Source organism: Musicola paradisiaca NCPPB 2511, assembly GCF_000400505.1.
In the GTDB taxonomy this organism is placed as follows: domain Bacteria; phylum Pseudomonadota; class Gammaproteobacteria; order Enterobacterales; family Enterobacteriaceae; genus Musicola; species Musicola paradisiaca.
Genome location: NZ_CM001857.1, coordinates 2,138,900 through 2,159,226 on the forward strand (window position 1 = coordinate 2,138,900; position 20,327 = coordinate 2,159,226).

At 58.4% G+C, this 20,327-nt stretch carries 15 protein-coding genes and 3 pseudogenes; 9 read left to right on the plus strand and 9 right to left on the minus strand.

Annotated features, from left to right (window positions below):
* Window position 1 precedes the first annotated feature (1 nt).
* The 7 genes from DPA2511_RS09345 to DPA2511_RS09375 all read left to right on the plus strand — a co-directional run bounded on the left by DPA2511_RS09345 (window position 2) and on the right by DPA2511_RS09375 (window position 7,668).
* A complete protein-coding gene (locus DPA2511_RS09345; RefSeq protein ID WP_012765422.1) occupies window positions 2-907 on the plus strand; it encodes an ABC transporter permease in 906 nt (301 codons plus the stop codon).
* Window positions 904-2,604, plus strand: coding sequence for an ABC transporter ATP-binding protein (locus DPA2511_RS09350; protein WP_012765423.1), 1,701 nt, complete (start codon window positions 904-906; stop codon window positions 2,602-2,604). Before DPA2511_RS09345 ends, DPA2511_RS09350 begins: the two co-directional genes overlap by 4 nt.
* A 12-nt stretch (window positions 2,605-2,616) precedes the next feature.
* Entirely contained in the window at window positions 2,617-3,396 is a 780-nt protein-coding gene (locus tag DPA2511_RS09355) for an SDR family oxidoreductase (RefSeq protein ID WP_012765424.1), read from the plus strand.
* A 61-nt stretch (window positions 3,397-3,457) separates the two neighbouring features.
* Entirely contained in the window at window positions 3,458-4,660 is a 1,203-nt protein-coding gene (locus DPA2511_RS09360) for a M20 aminoacylase family protein (protein WP_023638281.1), read from the plus strand.
* A complete protein-coding gene (locus DPA2511_RS09365) occupies window positions 4,657-5,910 on the plus strand; it encodes a D-amino acid dehydrogenase (protein ID WP_012765426.1) in 1,254 nt (417 codons plus the stop codon). Before DPA2511_RS09360 ends, DPA2511_RS09365 begins: the two co-directional genes overlap by 4 nt.
* Window positions 5,911-6,038: 128 nt before the next feature.
* Window positions 6,039-6,689: a TetR/AcrR family transcriptional regulator gene (locus tag DPA2511_RS09370; protein WP_012765427.1), complete on the plus strand. Its 651-nt coding sequence runs from the start codon at window positions 6,039-6,041 to the stop codon at window positions 6,687-6,689.
* A gap of 64 nt (window positions 6,690-6,753) precedes the next feature.
* Window positions 6,754-7,668: a 4-hydroxy-tetrahydrodipicolinate synthase family protein gene (locus DPA2511_RS09375; RefSeq protein WP_012765428.1), complete on the plus strand. Its 915-nt coding sequence runs from the start codon at window positions 6,754-6,756 to the stop codon at window positions 7,666-7,668.
* Between the two features lie 127 nt (window positions 7,669-7,795).
* On the opposite strand, the pseudogene DPA2511_RS21465 reads toward DPA2511_RS09375, so the two are convergent.
* The 4 genes and pseudogenes from DPA2511_RS21465 to DPA2511_RS09400 form a co-directional block, all read right to left on the minus strand.
* Window positions 7,796-9,752 (minus strand): annotated as a pseudogene (locus tag DPA2511_RS21465) (methyl-accepting chemotaxis protein).
* 484 nt (window positions 9,753-10,236) lie between these two features.
* Window positions 10,237-11,486, minus strand: a pseudogene (sbmA, locus tag DPA2511_RS21470) (peptide antibiotic transporter SbmA).
* Between the two features lie 280 nt (window positions 11,487-11,766).
* Complete coding sequence (locus DPA2511_RS09390; RefSeq protein WP_012765431.1) at window positions 11,767-12,387, minus strand: hypothetical protein; 621 nt, start codon at window positions 12,385-12,387, stop codon at window positions 11,767-11,769.
* Window positions 12,388-12,923: 536 nt separating this feature from the next.
* Window positions 12,924-13,547 (minus strand): glutathione S-transferase family protein, encoded by a 624-nt coding sequence (locus tag DPA2511_RS09400; protein WP_012765432.1) that lies wholly within the window; start codon window positions 13,545-13,547, stop codon window positions 12,924-12,926.
* 610 nt (window positions 13,548-14,157) lie between these two features.
* Between DPA2511_RS09400 and DPA2511_RS09405 the strand changes: the two genes are divergently transcribed.
* Window positions 14,158-14,604 carry a GNAT family N-acetyltransferase gene (locus DPA2511_RS09405; RefSeq protein ID WP_012765433.1) on the plus strand — a complete coding sequence of 149 codons (447 nt, stop codon included), beginning with the start codon at window positions 14,158-14,160 and terminating at the stop codon, window positions 14,602-14,604.
* A 77-nt stretch (window positions 14,605-14,681) separates the two neighbouring features.
* On the opposite strand, the gene DPA2511_RS09410 is transcribed toward DPA2511_RS09405, so the two are convergent.
* The 3 genes from DPA2511_RS09410 to DPA2511_RS23895 all read right to left on the minus strand — a co-directional run bounded on the left by DPA2511_RS09410 (window position 14,682) and on the right by DPA2511_RS23895 (window position 17,890).
* Window positions 14,682-16,112, minus strand: a complete 1,431-nt coding sequence (locus DPA2511_RS09410; RefSeq protein WP_012765434.1) for a 6-phospho-beta-glucosidase — start codon at window positions 16,110-16,112, stop codon at window positions 14,682-14,684.
* A gap of 76 nt (window positions 16,113-16,188) precedes the next feature.
* On the minus strand, window positions 16,189-17,658 hold the full coding sequence (gene ascF / locus DPA2511_RS09415) for a PTS cellobiose/arbutin/salicin transporter subunit IIBC (RefSeq protein WP_012765435.1): 1,470 nt from the start codon (window positions 17,656-17,658) through the stop codon (window positions 16,189-16,191).
* Window positions 17,659-17,728: 70 nt separating this feature from the next.
* Window positions 17,729-17,890 (minus strand): hypothetical protein, encoded by a 162-nt coding sequence (locus DPA2511_RS23895; protein ID WP_023638283.1) that lies wholly within the window; start codon window positions 17,888-17,890, stop codon window positions 17,729-17,731.
* 100 nt (window positions 17,891-17,990) lie between these two features.
* Here DPA2511_RS23895 and DPA2511_RS09425 point away from each other — a divergent pair, with 100 nt between their 5' ends.
* Complete coding sequence (locus DPA2511_RS09425) at window positions 17,991-19,010, plus strand: LacI family DNA-binding transcriptional regulator (RefSeq protein WP_012765436.1); 1,020 nt, start codon at window positions 17,991-17,993, stop codon at window positions 19,008-19,010.
* Window positions 19,011-19,089: 79 nt separating this feature from the next.
* Here the strand turns inward: DPA2511_RS09425 and DPA2511_RS09430 are convergent.
* Window positions 19,090-19,347: pseudogene (locus DPA2511_RS09430) on the minus strand (LysR substrate-binding domain-containing protein); the annotation flags it as partial.
* Window positions 19,348-19,479: 132 nt separating this feature from the next.
* On the minus strand, window positions 19,480-20,316 hold the full coding sequence (locus tag DPA2511_RS09435) for a VOC family protein (protein WP_012765437.1): 837 nt from the start codon (window positions 20,314-20,316) through the stop codon (window positions 19,480-19,482).
* Between the last annotated feature and the right edge of the window lie 11 nt (window positions 20,317-20,327).

Sequence of the window (20,327 nt, forward strand, 5' to 3'; positions counted from 1 at the left end):
GATGAAAAATACCGTTTCCTCCCGCGCGGCGGTTGGCGAGCCGGCGCCGCCGCGTCGCCGTGTGCGGCTGTCGCCAGCGGCGATGCTGTATTTGCGCAATCCGTCCGGCATGGCGGGCGTCGTGCTGCTGTTGCTGGTGGTCGTGATGGCGTTGACGGCGCCGTGGGTGTACCCCGGCGACCCGCTGGATATGGTGGCGCCGCCGTTTCTGTGGCCGGGGCAGGATCCGGCTTTCCCGCTGGGTACCGACTCGCTGGGGCGTGATGTCGCCGCCGGGGTGGTGCACGGGGCGCAGGTGTCATTGCAGATCGGCTTTTCCGCCGTGGCGGTCAGCCTGCTGATCGGCATGACTGTCGGCGCAAGCGCCGGCTTCTTCGGCGGCAAGGTTGACCATCTGCTGGTACATGCCACCGAACTGTTCCAGACCTTTCCCACCTTTCTGCTGGTGGTGGTGCTGGTGGCTATCGGGCAGCCGTCGGTGACGCTGATTTCCTGCGCCATCGGCGTCGCCTCCTGGCCGACCATCGCCCGACTGGTGCGGGCGGAATTTCGCACCTGGCGCGAAAGCGATTTTGTGCTGGCGGCGCGCAGCCAGGGCTTTTCCAGCCTGCGCATCATGGCGCAGGAGATCCTGCCCAACGCGCTGCCGTCGATCATCGTCACCACCTCGGTGATGGTGGCGTCGTCCATTTTGATTGAATCCGCGCTGTCGTTTCTCGGTTTCGGCGATCCGAACCGGGTGAGCTGGGGCAGCATGATCGGCGCCGGACGCGAGTCGCTGCGCTCGGCGTGGTTTTTAACTGTGATCCCCGGCGGCGCGCTGGTGCTGACCGTGCTGGCGCTTAACCTGGTGGGGGATGCGCTCAACGACGCGCTGAATCCGCGCTCACGGAGGGAACGTGTATGACGCCACTGTTGGAGATTCAGGATCTTCGGGTGACTTTCCCCGGCCATCAGGCGGTGCGCGGTCTCGATCTGGCGCTTAATCCCGGTGAAACGCTGGCGCTGGTGGGCGAATCCGGCTGCGGAAAATCCGCCACCGCGTTGTCCATCATGCGGCTGGTGGGCGCGCCGGGGCAGGTCGCCGGACGCATGCTGTTCGATGGGCAGGATCTGTTGGCGCTGCCGGATTCTGCGGTGCGTCAGCTGCGCGGCAACGTGATTTCAATGATTTTTCAGGAGCCGATGACCTCGCTCAACCCGGTGTTGACCATCGGCCAGCAGATCGTCGAAACCTTGCGCACGCACCAGCCGCTGACGCCGGCTCAGGCGCGGACGCGCGCCATCGAGCTGCTGGATGTGGTGAAGATCCCTGAACCCAGGCGGCGTATCGACGACTACCCGCACCAGCTGTCCGGCGGGCAGCGTCAGCGGGTGATGATTGCCATGGCGGTGGCCTGCCAACCGAAGCTGCTGATTGCCGATGAGCCGACCACCGCGCTGGACGTCACCATTCAGGCGCAGATTCTGGCGTTGCTGGATCACCTGCGGCGTGAGTTGTCGATGGGCCTGCTGCTGATCACGCACGATCTGGGGGTGGTGGAGCAGTGGGCGGATCGCGTCGCGGTGATGGTCGGTGGGCGCAAGGTGGAGGAAGCGGCGACCGACGCGCTGTTTCGGGCGCCGCAGCACCCCTATACCCGCGGGCTGCTGGCGACGTCGCTGCATCTGGCCGATGACCTGCACTATCGGCGGCAACGCCTGCCGGAAATCCGCCATCCTGATAACGGCGACGCCGGGCAGGTGACGCTGGTGACGCCGCCACTGCGCAGCGTACCGGCCCCAGACACCGCGCGGTCGCCGCTGCTGTCGTTGCATCGGGTGCATACCCGCTACGCCACGCCGCAAGGCGTGGTCAATGCGGTGCAGGATATCTCGCTCGACATTTATCCCGGCGAAACGCTGGGGCTGGTGGGGGAATCCGGCTGCGGCAAATCGACGCTGTCGAAAACGATTTTGCGCCTGCTGCCGGTTGCTGAGGGCCGGATGCTGTTTGACGGTCAGGATATTACCCATCTGAGCGAGTCGCAGTTGCAGCCGCTGCGCCGCCGGGTGCAGATGATTTTTCAGGATCCCTATGCCTCGCTCAATCCGCGTCACGATGTCCAGCGCATTCTGGAGCGGCCGCTGATTGTGCATGGCGTAACCCGACGGGCGGAGCGTCAGCGCTTGATCGGCCAGGCGCTGGAGCGCGTCCGGCTGCCGCAGAGTAGCCTTCAGCGCTATCCGCACGAGTTTTCCGGCGGCCAGCGTCAGCGCATCGGCATTGCGCGCGCGCTGGTGGTCAACCCGTCGCTGGTGATTTGCGACGAGCCGGTATCGGCGTTGGATGTGTCGATTCAGGCGCAAATTCTTAATTTGCTGGTGGAGCTGAAGAGCGAAATGGGCCTGTCGCTGCTGTTCATTTCGCACGACTTGTCCGTGGTGCGCTACATCGCCGACCGGGTGATGGTGATGCAGCACGGTGAGTGTGTGGAAAGCGGCGATGGCCAGCAAATCTGGCGCCAGCCGCAGCACCCCTATACTCGTCTGCTGCTGGACTCCGTGCCGGGGCGGCAGCCGACGCAATCGGATGCCGGCCGTTTTTCCGTGGTTAACGCATAAGGAACCATCAATATGGATTTGGGCATTGCGGGTAAACAGGCGCTGGTCTGGGGCGGCAGCCGAGGGCTGGGCAAAGCCGTTGGCCGCCAACTGGCGCAGGAAGGCGTGCAGGTGACGCTGTTGGCGCGCACCGCGGACGTGCTGCGCCAGGCGCAGGATGAAATAGAACAGGCGATCGGCGTGCGCCCGCGGGCGGTGGTGGCGGACATCACCCGCGATGAAGGACGACGGGCGGCACTGGCGGCTTGTCCGCAGCCGGACATTGTGATCAACAACGCCAGCGGTCCCGCGCCGGGCGATTTTCGCGACTGGACACGCCAGCATTGGCTGGACGCGCTCGACGGCATGATGCTTGGCCCGATCGAAATGATGCGGTTGACGGTGGACGGCATGCGCCAGCGTGGTTTCGGGCGCATCGTCAACATCACCTCCCGTAGCGTGAAGATCCCACAGTTGGAGCTGGGGCTGTCGAACAGCGCCCGCTCGGGGTTGACCGGCTTTGTCGCCGGGCTGTCCCGCACGGTGGTGCGTGACAATGTCACCATTAACAACCTGCTGCCGGGCATCTTCGATACCGACGGCCAGTGGCAGCACATTCAGTCGCTGGTGGCGCAGACCGGCAAATCCTATCAGCAACTGCACCAGGCGCGGGCGGCGGCCAACCCGGCCGGGCGCTATGGGCAGCCGGAGGAGTTCGGCGCCGCCTGTGCGTTCCTGTGCTCGCGGCAGGCGGCGTTCATCACCGGGCAGAATTGGCTGATCGACGGCGGCAGTTATCCGGGCACGTTTTAATTGTTTAACCGTTTAACCGTTGCACCTGCCACCGGCAGGCGCAACCCAGAGGGAACACGACATGGCGGACGATGAACAGACATTGCGGCAGATGATTCCGGTACTGACCGACATCCGCCGCCATATTCACCAGCATCCGGAAATCGGTTTTGAGGAGTTCGGTACCGCGGCGCTGGTGGCGGAGAAATTGCGCGAGTGGGGGCTGGAGGTGGTCACTGACATCGGCGGCACCGGCGTGGTGGCAACGCTGCGCGGGAAACAGCCGGGCGAAGGGGTGATCGGCCTGCGCGCCGATATGGACGCGCTGCGCCTGCAAGAGCAAACCGGCCTGCCGTATGCCTCGGCGTATGACGGCAAGATGCACGCCTGCGGCCATGACGGCCATACCGCCATGTTGCTGGGCGCGGCGTGGTTGCTGTCCTGCCATCCGGATTTCGCCGGGACGGTGCATTTCATCTTCCAGCCCGCCGAAGAGGGGCTGGGCGGGGCGCGGGCGATGCTCGACGATGGCCTGCTGAGCCGCTTCCCGTGTCAGCGCCTGTTCGGGTTGCATAACAAACCCGGCATCGACGTCGGGCGCTTTTCGTTGTGCCGCGGGCCGATGTTGTGCGCCAGCGACAGCTGGCGGGTGGTGTTCCGCGGCACCGGCGGCCACGGCGGCTCCGGCGCGCACCTGTCGATTGACCCGACGCTGCCCGCCGCGCAGTTTGTGCTGGCGTTGCAGACGGTGGTCAGCCGCAATGTCCCGGCGATGGAGGCGGCGGTCTTGAGCGTCGGGCATATCGGCGGCGGCGATCCGCTGGCACCCAACGTGATCCCCGACCGTGTCACCGTGACCGGCACCGGGCGCAGCTACTCGCCGGTGATCCGTGAACTGCTGGCCAAACGGTTGACCGCCCTGGCGCAGCACAGTGCGCAAGCGTTCGGCGCGACGGCGGAGGTCGACTACGCCTTTCAATATCCGGTGCTGGTTAACGACCGGGAGATGACTGAACGCGCGCGACGGGCTGCTGAGCGGGTATCCGGCGTGGGCGCGGTCGACGGCGAGATGACGCCGCTACTGGGGGCGGAGGATTTCGCCTATCTGCTGGAGCAGCGCCCCGGTGCGTTCATCATGGCAGGCAACGGCGCTGGCGACGACGCGCACGGCCGGCCGCTACATACCCCGCATTACGATTTCAACGATGCGTTGATCCCGGTCGGAGTCCGTTACTGGGCGGAACTGGTGCGTCAGGAACTGCCGATCGCAGGAGGTCTGGCATGAAGGTGATGGTGCTTGGCGCGGGCGTGGTGGGTGTCACCAGCGCCTGGTATTTGTATCAACAAGGGTTTGAGGTCGAGGTGATTGACCGCCAGCCCGGCCCGGCGCTGGAGGCCAGTTTCGCCAACGCAGGCGGCGTGTGCCCCGGCTTTGCCGGCCCGTGGGCGTCGCCCGGCATGTTGCTCAAGGCATTCCGCTGGTTGTTCGTGCCGCAGGCGCCGCTCAAATGGCGCCCGGCGCTTAGCCCAGCGCAGTGGCAGTGGCTGTGGCGCTTCGCCCGCAACTGCCGGTTGGACGCCTATCGCGCCAACAAAGGCCGGATGCAGCGTATCGCCCATTACAGCCAGCAATGCCTGCACCAGTTGCGGGACGAGCTAGGGTTGGACTACGCCCAATCGTCGCTGGGGGTGCTGCAACTGTTCGGCAACGAACAGGAACTGGCGATGGCGCACCATGCATCGCAGGTGCTGACACAGTTCGGCGTCAACCACCGGTTGGTGGATCGACGGGAAGCGACGCGCATCGAACCGGCGCTCGCGCAGGCGGACGCGCCGCTGATCGGCGGCCTCTATTTGCCGGATGACGAAGCAGGGGACTGCGCGCTGTTTACCCGGCGGTTGGCGGAGGTGTTGCAGCAGCGCGGCGTGCGTTTCCATTTCAATACCCCGATTGAACGCCTGCGAATGAGTGACGAGCGGCGGGTGAGCGGCGTGGAAACCGGCGCCGGTACGCTGACGGCGGATGCGGTGGTGGTGGCGCTGGGGTGTGCTTCGGTGCCTTTGCTGCGTCAGGTGGGCATCCGGTTGCCGATTTATCCGGTGAAAGGGTATTCGGCGACGCTGCCGATCGCCGACGATGCCGCCGCGCCGCAGGTGTGTGTGATGTACGAGCATCATAAGGTGATGATCGCCCGTCTGGGGAACCAGTTGCGGGCGGCGGGGATCGCCGAGATTTCCGATTCCAGTACCCGGCCGGATGCGAAGAAGAGCGACTTTGTCGCGAGCGTGGCGCAGCGGCTGTTTCCCGGTGCGGGCGATTATCAAGCGGCGCAGCGCTGGTGCGGCCTGCGGCCGATGACGCCGGATGGCCCCGGTTATGTGGGCGCCACGCCGATAGCCGGGCTGTTTCTGGCCTGCGGGCAGGGTTCCAACGGCTGGACGCAGGCGGCAGGCGTCGGGCGTATCGTCGCGGATACGATCGCCGGTAAAACGCCGGATATCGATCTGGACGGGTTGACGTTGGCGGGTCGCTGAATGACGCAATTGACGCTGGTGCGAGATGCCTCCGCATCTGGATGGCAAGACGGCATAGCCAGGCGATAAACGCCAACTGCGTCGGGGCGCACGGGTTCACGATAACGGGACGGCAAAAAGGACAAGCAATGCATACAGCAGCTAAAGAAAAAGAAGGGGATGTTCGCCAGCGCATCCTGCAGGAGGCGATGACGCGTTTCGCCCACAAGGGCAGCGATCTGACCACCGTGCGGGAGATTACCGAAGCGACGCAGGTCAACGTCGCCGCCATCAATTACCACTTCGGCTCCAAAGATGGGTTGTTGCAGGCGGTGCTGGATGCGGTGTTGCAGCCGTTGAACACCGAGCGCGGCCGGTTGCTGGACGAGGCGGAGCGGCGCTGGGGCGAGTCGCCGCCGCTAGGAGCGCTGCTGGATGCGCTGTTGCGCCCGCTGGTGCAGAGTGCCCGCACGCCGGACGGCGGTCGTATCGCGGTACGGCTGTTGCAGCACCTGCGCGCCACGCCGCAAGGCGAGGTATCGCTGTTGCTGTCGGATCGTTTCGATGGCACCGCTCACCGTTTTATTCAGGCGTTCGGCCGGGCGGTGCCGCATATTTCGCGCGCCGAGGCTATCTGGCGTTATGAGTTTGCCCGCGGCGCAGCCATGCATGTGCTGGCGGACGTCGATCCGCGATCCGGCCGGTTGTCGCTGTTATCGCAAGGGTTATGCGACAGCAACGACGACGAACAAGTGCTGCAGCAATTGCTGCGGTTTGTCAGTGCGGGGTTCGCTGCGTAATCGGCAGGGTGGTTGTTGATTAGATATTTCATGATAATCATATGGTTAATAGATAGGAATGGCTATGAGCAGAGCAAAAATCGAAGGGTCGTTTGTGGCGCTAATCACCCCGTTTAACGACAACGGCAGTGTGGATTTCGGCGCATTTGAAGCCCTGTTGCAGTTTCAGGAACAAAACGGTACCGCCGCGGTGTTGATTATGGGCTCTACCGGTGAAGTGTCGATGCTGTCGCCGGAAGAACGTCGGGAAATCATTCGTCGCACCGCCCGTTTCAATAGCGGCAAGATGAAGATCTTTTTCGGCTGTACCGGCAACAATACCGATACCACCATCGACTATGTGCGTTTTGCCCAAGACAACGGCGCCGATGGCGCCATCATCGCCGCGCCCGCCTATATCTGCGCCAGCGAAAGCGATATCGAGCACTATTTTCTGGAGATCGCCGATGCCACCGACCTGCCGCTCGGTATCTACAACAACCCGCCACGGGTGAAGACCGACCTGCACTGGACGTCGCTGCTGCGCATCTTCAAGCACCCGAATTACGTGATCCATAAGGAATCCACCACCCGCGTCGGCCAGGTAGCGCAAGTGCTGGCGGGCAACCCGGATGTGTCGGTGATGTGCTGTGATTCGCCTAATCTCGGGCTGGTGGTACCCACGATGTCGCTGGGCGGCCACGGCACCGCCAATATGACCGGCAATATCGCGCCGGCAGAGCTGGCGGCGATCTCCCGGCCGTGGCGGGACGCGGGGGACGCCGAGCGTTTCCGTGCGGCTTATCAGCATCTGCTGCCGCTGCTGCACTACACCTATTCCGCCATCAATCCGGTGGCGGTGAAATCGCTGATGAAGGCGGTCGGCCTGCCTGCGGGCAGCCTGCGTCGCCCGCTGCGCGACCTGGACGGCGACGCGCTGGAGCGTGGGGTGCGCATTGTGGCGGAGCTGGGGCTGCGGGAGAAGTATGGGTTTCGCTGATTGACGGCTGCCGAGGCATGGCCCCGGCGTGACGGTGACGACGTACCTGACGGCAATATCTGAACGGTGCGGTGGAAGGGGATACGGCGTGTGGCCGCACCGTCGGTGGCCGTATCCCGTCGGGTGTTTAGAACGACTCCCACTCGTCTTTAGCGGCGCGGGATCCCGCCGTGGTAGTCGCCAGCATCAGCGGTTTTTTAGCGCTGATCACCCCCGCTCTGGGGGCAGGACGGGATGCATGCTGAGTGTCGTCATGGCTCAAACGGAATACGGAAATTGCCTGTTCCAACGTTTTCGCCTGTTCTTCCAGCGAATTGGCGGCTGAGGATGACTCTTCCACCAGCGCGGCGTTTTGCTGGGTGGTGGCGTCCATTTCGGACACTGCCTGGGAGATTTGATTGATGCCCCGGCTTTGCTCGTCGGACGCGGAGGCAATTTCGCCCATGATGTCGTGAACATGGGTAATGGAGCGGATGATGTCCGTCATCGTTTTGCCGGCATTTTCCACCAGTATGGAGCCGGCGTTGACCCGATCCACCGACTCGCCGATCAGCATTTCGATTTCTTTGGCCGCCTGCGCGCTGCGTTGCGCCAGGTTGCGCACTTCGCCGGCGACAACCGCAAATCCGCGCCCCTGTTCCCCGGCGCGTGCGGCTTCCACCGCAGCGTTCAGCGCCAGGATGTTGGTCTGGAACGCGATGCTGTTGATGACTGAGGTGATTTCGGAAATACGTTTGGAACTGCCGGCGATATCGCTCATGGTTTTTACCACGTCGGTAACGATGGCGCCGCCTTGACTGGCATTTGACGAGGCTTCCGCCGCCAGTTGCGAGGCGTGATGCGCGTTGTCGGCGTTCTGTTTTACCGTTGAGGTCAGCTGTTCCATGCTGGCGGCGGTTTCCACGACTGCGGCGGACTGCTCTTCGGTACGTGAGGATAAATCGGTGTTGCCTGCGGCGATTTCCGCCGAGGCGGTGGCCACATTGCTCACTCCCTCGCGTATTTCTCGAATCATCTCCCGCAGTTTGGTACTCATGGTGTTCATCGCTGTCATGAGCTTGCCCAGTTCATCCTTCCGCGTGGTGGTGATTGACGTGGTTAAATCCCCCCGTGCGATCCGTTCAGCCATGCTCAGGCTATCCCGCAGCGGGTGGGTGATTTGTACAGTGATACGCCAGGCAAACAGTAACCCAATGATAAAAAATACCCCCCCCTGTTGCCAGCAACTGCCACATCGTGTTGACGATGGTATCGGAAACGAATGTGACCTGCGTTTGATAAAGTTCGTCGGAAGCGTTATCCAGTATGGTTGCATTTACGCCCATTTCGGCCGCGGCGGCCTGCTCATTTTTCAGGGCGGACAGGTAGTCCGTTAGATAGCCGTTATAGGCGGAAAAATAGTGCCATGCCTGCGTCAACCAGCTTTGCTGCTCTGGCGCAAACAGCGGTAGAGACTGATTAAACGCGGCGGCTGTTTGTTGCAATGATTGACGCAGTGCGGTTTCAGCCTGGGGCGATGGTTGCAACAGCAGCATGTTGGTAAGATCCCGGATATCCAGCAGCCGTTCCCGCAGGTTTTGGTATTCGAGGCGTTGTTCTGCGGGCAGCGATGCGGCTTTGAACCGTGCATGTAGCGTATCAAGGACATTGAGACTGCTATTCTGATCCAATTTTTCTGCGATGGTATCGCGCTGATGACTGGCATTCACCAGGGTATTACGAGCTGCGGAGTAACTTTTTTGAGCTGTTGCAAGCTGTTCCAGTAAAGCCTGCGGACGTGGTCGCCAGGTATATTTATTCGCTTCCTCAAGTGATTTTGCGACTTTTTCCAGTAGCTCGCCATTTTGATTTATCGCGTTATAGTCGTGAGTATATTGAAATGTGATGCGAAAGCGCCTGGCATCATTAATCAAATTATTAATGTCGTTGCTGATGTTCGCTTTTTTTACATAGGTATCGATATTATTTAATCCATTGATGCCGAAAAAAGTAATAAAAGCGGACATGACTAAAATAATCCCAAAGCCGATAGCGAGTTTGATACCGACTTTGAGATTGGTATAGGTATTTGAGACGTTATTCATTGTGAAAACCTATAAATAATACGAGGTGATTGATGTTTGGCTAACGCAATTCATTCAAGGAATATACATTCTTTTTACAAATGGCTGTGTTCGTGTGAATTCTATCACAGGAAAATTCTATCACGGGAAAGAGATACGCCACCAACGAAAAAGGGAGACCTTATGATGCTATGAGATCATTTCTTTATTCTAAAAACGTATTGATGTATTTATTATTCTATGCGCACATGGAGTAATTCATTATATTTTATATGTCTGTTCTCTCACATTAATAAATAGTTTTTATTAATTATTGAGAATGATTTTTATCAAGATCATTTTAAGTAAATTTTACGAAAAAATAAGATGTGTGCGAATGTGATGGCCTGCCTTCAGCAGGAAATAGCTATTGGGAAAATAATGAAGCGCCGGCTACGGATGAGACGGGAATTAATGAAAGAGACCGCCATTGATGTGTTGCGGGGCATCAATGACGGCATCAAGATTAGTGCCCGGAAGATTCAATCCCGGAAGGTAGACTGACGTTGGTCGAATTATCTACGGATGTGTTGTCGCAAATGACAGACTCGAAGCTGCGCAGACGTTTGTAGATAGACATCAGCTCGACGATGGTCGTCCAGGAGTTGATCAGATACTGGAAGGAACTGCGTACCTGATCGAACACGTTGGTAATCTGCGTCATCAAACCCAGCGTCAGGCTGCCCGCGACAATCGACGGCAGCAGCACGATGATGCTGAAGACGTTGTCGGCCTGCAGGTAGAACACCCGGGCGATATTGAAATAGGTGTAATGGAAGTAAAGACGGAAATAGTTCTTGCGCACATTGGCGAACAGTTGTTTCACCGTCGGCGGCGTGGCGCGAGCGGCATCGTCTTCGCCATAAACCAGTTCTTTTCGATAGGCGGCTTCCACCTTCTGGTTATTGAATTCCAGACCGGGCAGTTTAATGCCGATCAACGCCAGCAATCCGGTACCCGCCAGCGACCACAGCACGGCGGCGATCACCAATCCATAAGGTACCGCGCCCAATAGCGGCAGTTCCTTGACGTGCACCGACAATGCGATCAGCACCGGCAAAAAGGCGATCAGCGTCATCAACGATTTGACCAAATCCACCCCCAGGCTTTCGACAGTGGAGGCAAAGCGCATGGTGTCTTCCTGAATACGCTGCGCGGCGCCTTCGATATGGCGCAATTGCTGCCAGTGGTCGATGTAATAATTGTTCATCGCCGTCCGCCAGCGGAACACATAGTGGCTGACAAAAACAAATTCATGACGCCGACCAGCACCGCCACCATGGCAATGCCGAAAATGACCAGTAGTTCGCGGTAAAAATCTTGAATTTTAACGGCATTCGGTGCACTCAGCGCCTTTTGCACCAGATCGTAAAAAGGGACGTACCAATCGTTGACCGCGAGGCCCACTTCTACCGAGAAATAGGTCACGAAGATGATCAGCGCAGAGCCCCACACTGACCAGCGCTGCCAGGGATGGGGCCGGAGCAGACGCCAGGCGCCGGCGAAAATCCCGGTACAAATCAGGTAATAGCTGTAAAACCACAGAAACGCGGGCGACCAGAAACGGGCGACGCCCTGCGGCAGCGGTTCCGCAAACTGCAACAGATGCGTGCCCAGCGGCAGATACCAGACGTACCAGACCACGACGGCGAACAGCGCCCACAACAGCGCAGAAGGGAAAAACAGTCTTGGATACGGGAAAAAGGATTTAAACATAGTCGGTCGATTTTTCTGGACGAAGGAATAACCCTGTAATACCAAATAATTACCCCGGATGCCGGGGTATATTGAAACGATTTTTTAACCGGCAGCGCGTTTCTTTACATCTGTACTCAACCGTCGTGCGCCACGACAAGCCAGGTGTGTGGGGGACGGCGCGGCGACGCGCGCCGGCGAGTTGTGATACTGACAATAACCTGATGTCGGCAATCCGTATCGGCATCAGGCAAGACACAGGAACCCCGGCACAGGCCGGGGTTTGTTGACGCCACCGTGATCAGGCGATGGTGTTGGTCAGGTTGCCCTGACTGGAGAAGGACGACAGCGATGACGAGAAGCTCTGCAAGAAGCTGGAAAGCGATGCGGTGCTGGTGTCGCCGCCCAGCGCCGATACCATCGAGTCGAACGCGCTTTGCAGATCGCTCAGCGCGCTGTCGGACACGGTGGAACTGGATGATGAGCTGGAAGAACTGGACGAACTGGACGACGACAGCGCGCTGACCAGCGAATCCAGATCGGTCTTCATCGGGTTGTCGGAAAGTGAGGTCGAATTGGAGGATTCGCCGATGCTGTGCAGGGTATTCATCAGCGTATACATGAACTCGGCTACCGCTTCCTGAGAGTCCGTTGAGGTGGTGCTGGACGTGCTGGAGGTGGTGGTGCTGTCAGTGGAAAGATCGTCCGTGGAGGTGCTGTCGGAGCTACTGGAGCTCAGCGTAATCCCCAATGAGGAGAGCGCGCTGGAGAGTGCCTGCAACAGACCGCCATCCTGGTTATTACTGTCCATCGAGGTGATCGATGGAGTGGATGACGACGATGATGACGAGGAACTGGAACTCTTCAGGCTGGATGTCTGCCAGATAGAGTTATACAGATCCGATGATATGGATATAGACATAATATTTCCTTGCTGTTTTTACTGAAGGATAGCGTGTAATTAAACGCAAATTTTTTGTTAATACATTCAATAACTACAGTACTGCTCTGCCTATATATAGCAGCCATATTTTTTTTGCTATCAGGGGGGAATTAACGTTAAAGGATGCGGAAAACTATCCGATAAACAACACAGGAAAATAGAGTCTATTTATTGGATTTAAAAAACCGTCAAATTTCCAGCCAAGGCTGATTGTAAAAAAACAGAAAATAAACCCCATATTCATTTATATTTTGAAATAAACAAATTTAAAAGGTAAGGAAATGGTAAATTTTTAGTTGTGCAAACAGAAGAATGGAAAGAATTAATGACGTAAAAAAATTTTCCCAACCGGGTAATTTTGTGAGTGATTTTTTAGCCGCGGGTGCGAAGAGGCAGAAACAGTGGTACATACTCCCTTTGTGAATGGGGCGGGTCTGCCGGACGCTTTACTCTGTTGATGTAGATGCGCAAGAGATATATCGAGACAGCGGCAGACCTTTTACAAACCTGATTTCTTAGACCATCCCGTTATTCCCATGACGCAAAAATGCCGGCCGCTGATTCAGGCGCGTAAACCATGCGTCAATGGCAGGGACTTCGGGGTGGGGAAACGGTGTCATTTTCCAGCGGTTCACCGACAACCCAAGCACCACATCCGCCAGGGTAAACGTCTCACCGGCCGCCCATGCACCGGTGCGCTGGAGTTGTTGTTCAAGAATACCTATGCAGTGGTTCCACTCTTTAATGCCTGCGGCAATCGCATGTTGATCGTTATAGGCCGGGTTCTTGCGCGCCAGCGCCGGGAAGACATAGCGCCAGGCGTTGTTAAATTCGGTTGCCTGCCAGTCCATCCAGTGTTCAACGTTGGCGCACGCCTGCGGTTCGTTGGGGAGCAAGTCGTTACGCCCGGCTTTGCGTGCCAGATAACGGCAAATCGAATTGGATTCCCACAGCACAAATTCATCATCAATCAGCACGGGCACCATGGCGTTCGGGTTCATGGCGCGAAACGCATCGGTTTGCGTCGAGGCAAACCCGCTACCGTAATCTTCCTGAACATAATCCAGCCCCGCTTCTTCGCAAGTCCAGAGCGCCTTACGCACATTGATTGACGTCGTTTTGCCGAGTATTTTGAGCATGTTTCGAAAGTCCTTCCGCATGATTCATCGTTTAAAAACATTACACCCGCTTAGAGCCTATCCCAGTAGGCGTATTGGCGCAGCCAGTTTGGACTCGGGAAGCCGCACAGAAACCGGAGCGTACACGGAGTAGGTGAGGATTTCGAGCACTGCCCAGGGCCCAAATGGCAAGTGAAATAGCCCTCATGGGATAGGCTCTTAATCTCTGTTGGCTACTGGCCGCAGAGTACCGGCAGGGTGCGTCGTATTGGTAAATTTATGCTTTTTATCTGGTAGTAAATTCAGAGCATGTGGATCGTTTTATTAGAATTAATTTATGAAAAATTCGATTTAAGAGGGATTGCCTGTTTTGAATTGAGCGGTGCCCGGTTGATCAACACAGTGATGTTAGCGACGTCTATTTTTGGCCAATAACCGGCTAAGTGCTCTGAATACCAGTACACGTTTGTCAGGTCATGTTGACTTCCCGTGAATAGGCCGAGGGTTTTCATAACGTGGTGGGTAGTGCTGAGCGTAAGTCCGAAATGGTAAGTTAACTACCTATTGGGATAGGCATTTAATACTGCCTTTCATCATTTCCCATCAGGGTGCATCCAGCGAGGAGACAAACGTGAACGATACCATCGTGATTCGGCAGGCACAGGCCGAGGATGAGGCCGCGTGGCGGCAGTTGTGGGCGGGGTACAACGGTTTTTATCAGTCGAACGTGGCGCCGGAGGTGACGGCCTATACCTGGCAGCGCATTCTCGATCCGGCGTCGACTTTGCTGTGTCGGCTGGCGGAGCGTCAGGGGCAGGTGGTGGGGTTCAGCCTCAGCGTATTGCACGAGGGCACTTGGGTCGTCACGCCGGTTTGCTATCTGGAGGATCTGTTTGTCAGCCCGGATTGTCGCGGGCAGGGGATTGGACGACGGTTGATCGAGGATCTGGTTGAACAGTGCCAGGCGCAGGGATGGTCAAGATTGTACTGGCATACCCGGCAGAACAATCCAGCGCGTCGCCTGTACGACGAGTTTCAGCCGGCGGACGATTATGTCCGCTATCGGCTGACGTTCTAAACCGGGCTTCCGACCCCGACGCCTGCCGCCGAAGCGGGCGACTGTCGGGGATGTAGGCGAAGAAGCCCTAGGATCGGTCAGTCCAGATCCCGGCCGTTGCTGGCGATCACCTTCCGGTACCAGCCGAACGATTTTTTCTTCCGACGCGCCAACGTGCCGTTGCCATGATCGTCCCGATCGACGTAGACGAACCCGTAGCGTTTGCTCATCTCGCCGGTGGAGGCGGCCACCAGGTCAATACAGCCCCAGGTGGTGTAGCCCATCACCGGGACGCCGTCTGCAATCGCATCGGCCATGGCGCGGATGTGTTCACGCAGGTAGCTGATGCGGTAATCGTCCTCAATCTTGCCGTCGACGTTGATATCATCCCGCGCGCCGAGCCCGTTCTCTACTAAAAACAGCGGCTTCTGGTAGCGGTCGTACATCATGTTCATGGTGATGCGCAGCCCCAACGGGTCGATGCCCCAACCCCATTCGCTGCGTTGAATATGCGGGTTGGTCAGCGATTTGACGATATTGGCGGCGCTGCTGTTGTGCTCGTTCATGTCGGCCGAGGCACAGCGCGAGGCGTAGTAGCTGAAGGAGACGAAGTCGACGGTGTTTTTCAGGATCTCGGCGTCGCCGTCCAGCATGTCGATATGGACGCCTTTCTCACGGAACACCCGCGCCGAGTAAGAGGGATAAGCGCCGCGCGCCTGCACATCGATAAAGAACAGGTTCTCGCGATCTTTCTCCAGTGCCGCCCACACGTCTTCCGGCTTGCACGACCAGGGGTAAAAGTTACCGCCTGCCAGCATACAGCCCACCTGATTGACGGGATTGACCTCGTGCGCAATTCGGGTCGCCAGCGCACTGGCGATCAGCTCATGGTGCGCTGCCTGATATTTCACCTGGTCCTGATTCTCTCCCGCTTCGAAGACCAAACCGGCGCCGGAGAAGGGGCTGTGCAGCAGAATGTTGATCTCGTTGAACGTCAGCCAGTATTTCACCAACCCATCGAAGGCTTCAAAACAGGTACGGGCGTAGCGGGTGAAAAAGTCCACCATTTTACGGTTGCGCCATGAGCCGTACTCCGTCACCAGATGCATCGGCACGTCGAAATGGCACAGCGTCACCAGCGGTTCGATGCCGTATTTACGGCATTCATTGAATACATCGCGGTAAAACGCAATGCCCGCCGGGTTCGGCGCCGCGTCGTCGCCGTTTGGGTAAAGACGGCTCCAGGCGATGGAGGTGCGGAACACGGTGAAGCCCATCTCCGCCATCAGCGCGATGTCTTCTTTGTAACGGTGGTAGAAATCGATCGCCTGGTGGCTGGGATAGAACTCGTCGTTACGCAGCGCAACACGTTTTTCCAACCCCAGTTTGACCGGCAGCCGGTTCGGGCCGTGCGGGATCATATCGACGGTGGTCAGCCCCTTGCCGCCCTCCAGATAGGCGCCTTCCGACTGGTTTGCCGCCAAGGCGCCCCCCCATAGAAACCCGTCAGGGAATGTCGATGCTGACATGAATTACCTCTTTTACTTGCATTGCTGTCACTGATTCGGAAATGACAATACCCCGCCGCAGTGCGACGGGGACGGGTTAACTGGCACTGGCCGTCTTGACCGGCTCAACGGGCTGTGCGGCAACCGGCGCCGCCGTGGCTTGTGCTTTAGGCGCCTCGTCGGTTTCAGGAATATCCTCGAAGCCCATGATCAAGGTGATGATGAACGAGAGCACCACCGCCAACATCATGACGCCAATCACCCACACGATGCTCATCGGGTTGGCCGGGTCGAAGAATTGCACGCTGGTGAACAGCCCCGGCGCCGCCATCGAATGGCTAGCCAGGCCGCCGATACCCGCCACCGCGCCGCAGATAAAGCCGCTGATCAGGCTGGCGATAAGCGGACGTTTCAGTCGCACTGCCACACCGTACAACGCCGGTTCGGAAATCCCGGCGATGATGGCGGAAGCGGCCGCCGCCAACGCCGTCTGACGCAGTTCGCGGTTTTTGGTGCGGAAGGCCACCGCCAGCGAGGAGCCGCCGAGCGACAGGTTGGCGCCGATCTCGGATGGCATCACCATGCCTTCTTTACCGGCCTCGGCGATGGTCTGGATGATGGTCGGCGTAAACACGCGGTGCATGCCGGTCATTACCAGCAGTGGCCAGAGCGCGCCCATGATGGCCACCGACAGCCAGCCCAGATAGCCGTGAATGGTATACACGATGGCGGAGATGCCGCTACCGATCCAGATCCCCAGCGGGCCGATCAGCACGATGGCGATGGGCGCGGAAACCAACACAATCAGCATCGGTTTGAGGAAGTTTTTCGTCACCGCCGGGGTGATGCGATCGATGCCTTTTTCGATATAAGACAGGATCCAGGTCATGCACAGCGCCGGGATCACCGTGTAGGTGTATTTCACCGCTGTCACCGGGATAAACGCCAGTTGCACCGGTTGCCCGGCGGCCGCTTTCGCCATCAGGTCGATAAAGCTCGGGTGTACCAGCACCCCGGCGATCGCGATCGCCAGCGACATATTGGTTTTGAATTTCAACGCCGCCGAGGCTGCCACCATGATCGGCAGGAAAAAGAATGCGCCGTCGCCGATAACGTTGAGAATGACCAGCGTCGAGGAGCCTTTAGTAAAGACGCCAGCCATATCCAGGATCATGGCCAGGAGTTTGACCATTGACCCACCGATGATCGCCGGGATCAATGGCGACATCGTGCCGATCAGCGCGTCGAGAATACCGGCGCCGATGCTCTTCAGCGTAATTTTACGTGTTGTCGTCGGCGCCTCGCCCAGCGCCCCCGCCGGGCCGAGTTTTAACACTTCCTGATAGGCTTTGGCGACGTTATTGCCGATGATCACCTGGCACTGGGATTCCGTGTTCACCACGCCCATCACGCCCTCAATGGCCTTCAGCGTGGCGTTGTCTACTTGTGATTTGTCTTTCACCACGAACCGCAAACGTGTCATGCAGTGCGTGACGGCGTCGATATTGTTCAGTCCGCCCAGCGCATCGACGATGGCGCGGGAGGTCAGCGCGTAATTCTTTGACATGAAATGGTTATCTCTTAATAGCAGTCAGGTACACCTTCGCGTTGGTCTGTTGACCGCAGCGTAGAACGTCTTACACCCGACTCGCGCCTGCCTGCCCGATGCTCCGTGCGGGTGAGGATTCTGCGGCATAAATCGGGATAGGGAACCGGTTCCACAAAATCATGAAGAGTTTCATTCGGACAGACAAGATGGTGATGTGAGCAATTTTCTTTTTCGTGATGGTGATCACCATAAATAACCCAGCGATAGCAACGCAAAGAATGAACCTACTGAAAACTAAGCGTAAATTGGATAAACTGACGGCATTAACGACGTGAAGACGGGGAGCGAAGATGACCACCATACTTGAAGTGGCGAAGCGGGCGGGGGTTGCCAAATCGACGGTATCCCGGGTGTTGTCCGGTAATGGGTATGTCAGCCAGGAGACCCGCGATAAGGTGTTTAAGGCGATCGCGGAGAGCGGTTTTCGCCCGAATCTGCTGGCCCGTAATCTCGCCACGCAAAAGTCGCAAACTATCGGGTTGGTGATCACCAATGCCCTGTACCATGGCACTTACTTTAGCGAACTGCTGTTCCACGCCGCCAGAATGACGGAGGCGCAAGGCCGCCAGCTGATTCTGGCGGATGGTAAGCACAGCGCGGAAGAGGAACGGGCGGCGATCCAGTTTCTGCTGGATTTACGTTGCGATGCGCTCATCACGCACCCGCGGTTTTTAAGCATTGATGACATGGACGCCATCATCAACCAGCATAAACAACCGATCATGGTGATAAACCGACGGCTCCGGGAAAACGACAGCTACTGTATCTATTCCGATCAACGGGCATCCAGCTTTGATGCGGTAACGCAGCTTATCGAACTGGGTCATCGGGACATCGCGTTTGTGACCGGCTCGCAAGATTCCCCCACCGGCGTGGAACGACTGTCCGGTTATAAAGCGGCGCTGGAGCAGTACCGGATCCCGGTGCGCGACGCGCTGATTGTCGAGGGGAAATGGACGCCGCCGTGCGGTGTGAATGCCGTCAATACGTTGCTTGAGCGTCAGGCCGTATTCACCGCGCTGGTGGCCAGCAATGACGATATGGCTATCGGTGCGTTGAAACGGCTGTTCGAGCGCGGCGTCGCCGTGCCTGGGCAGGTATCGGTAGTTGGTTTCGATGATATCCCGATGGCGCCGTTTACCATTCCTTCACTTTCCAGCGTCAAAGTGCCAATCACCGAGATGATCCAGGAAACCATCAATACGCTGATCTTTATGCTGGATGGCGGAACGTTGCAGCAGCGTAAAACCTTCCCGGCCCGCCTCATCTTGCGTGATTCGGTGACGGCCGGCCCACACTATGGGCGGTAACGTCGTGATGTGTGAGTGGTCGTCCTTCGTGGCCGTGCGCACGTTACTGTGGCGCCCAGATGAGGCGCTGCCACTTCGTTCACCGGGAGACGCGGTGATAAAAACTCTGGGCCTTTTCCTGCAGGAAATCATAGAACGCCGTGGCGCACAGCGAGAGTTTCCGCTCCCGATCCGTCACCCAATAAACCCCGCGTTGCAGTGACAGATCGCGGAAGGGCACGATCGTGATGTCCCGGTGCTGGAACTGAAACCGGGTCAATCCGGTGACGATACTGACGCTATCGTTGGCCGCCACCAACCCCATCATGGTGGTGAGCTGGCGCACGTCGAGCACATAGTTGAAATCATGCTTATCGAGAGCGAGTTTCCCTGTACCGACACCACGCTGGCGTCGCCCGGCGCCGTTGTCGGGCGGTACAGGGTTTTTTTAGCGCGTCAGGCGTCCGGACGGCGTGGACGCCGTCGGCGGCTATTCACTGAAACGCAGCGCCAACCCGCTGCTCTGTTGCTCGGGCACCAGAACCCGACCGACGGAGTGTTGATACGCGATATCGCCGTGGCGCAAGCTGTCGGTCAACCGTGATAGCGATGACACCCGGAAATCCAGGGCGATCATCCGCGTCCCCTTGGCGCGCTCCGGCGGTAGACGGTATTCCTCCATTGCCTGCGATGGAGTGATGACCCGCAGGCAGGCCGTTCCCGCCGGCAGCAGCCAGCCGTGTTCGGCGGTTTCCTCCAGCGGGGATTGGGCGAACAGGCGCGCATAGGGCGCGATGGCGGCGTGGGGATCCTCCGCCATGATGACGAACGCGGTCATCGCCTGGACGCTGTTGGGGTGCTGTTGCCATGCCGGTTGCCACACCGCCTGCGGCGTGAGGTGCTGGCAGAAGAAACTGAAGCCGTAATCGATAGCGTTAGCGTTCAGCCGGGTGATGCAAAACTTCGCCGTCAACTGACGGCCGTCCGGTAGCGTGACCGGACGCGAAAATGCTGTCGGCGGTTCGCCGTCGAGCCCGCATCGTTGCAACTGCGGGTAGACCTGCTGCGCGTCCGTGGTTTTCCACACCAACCCGGCCAGGCCGGGCGGCGTCTGCCATAGACCACGTTTGCCCGGTGCTCTCTCCGGTTCGTAGCCCAGCAGTTCCAGATAGTTGTCGCCAAAAATAGCCAGATGGTTGCTGGAGCCCATCGAGTGATGGCCGCGTGTGGACAGTTGAAACCCCATGCGCTGGAACAACGCACAGGCCCGGTCGAGCTGCTCATTCACATTGATCACCGCGTGATCGATAACAGGCGTGAGCGGCATTATGTATTCTC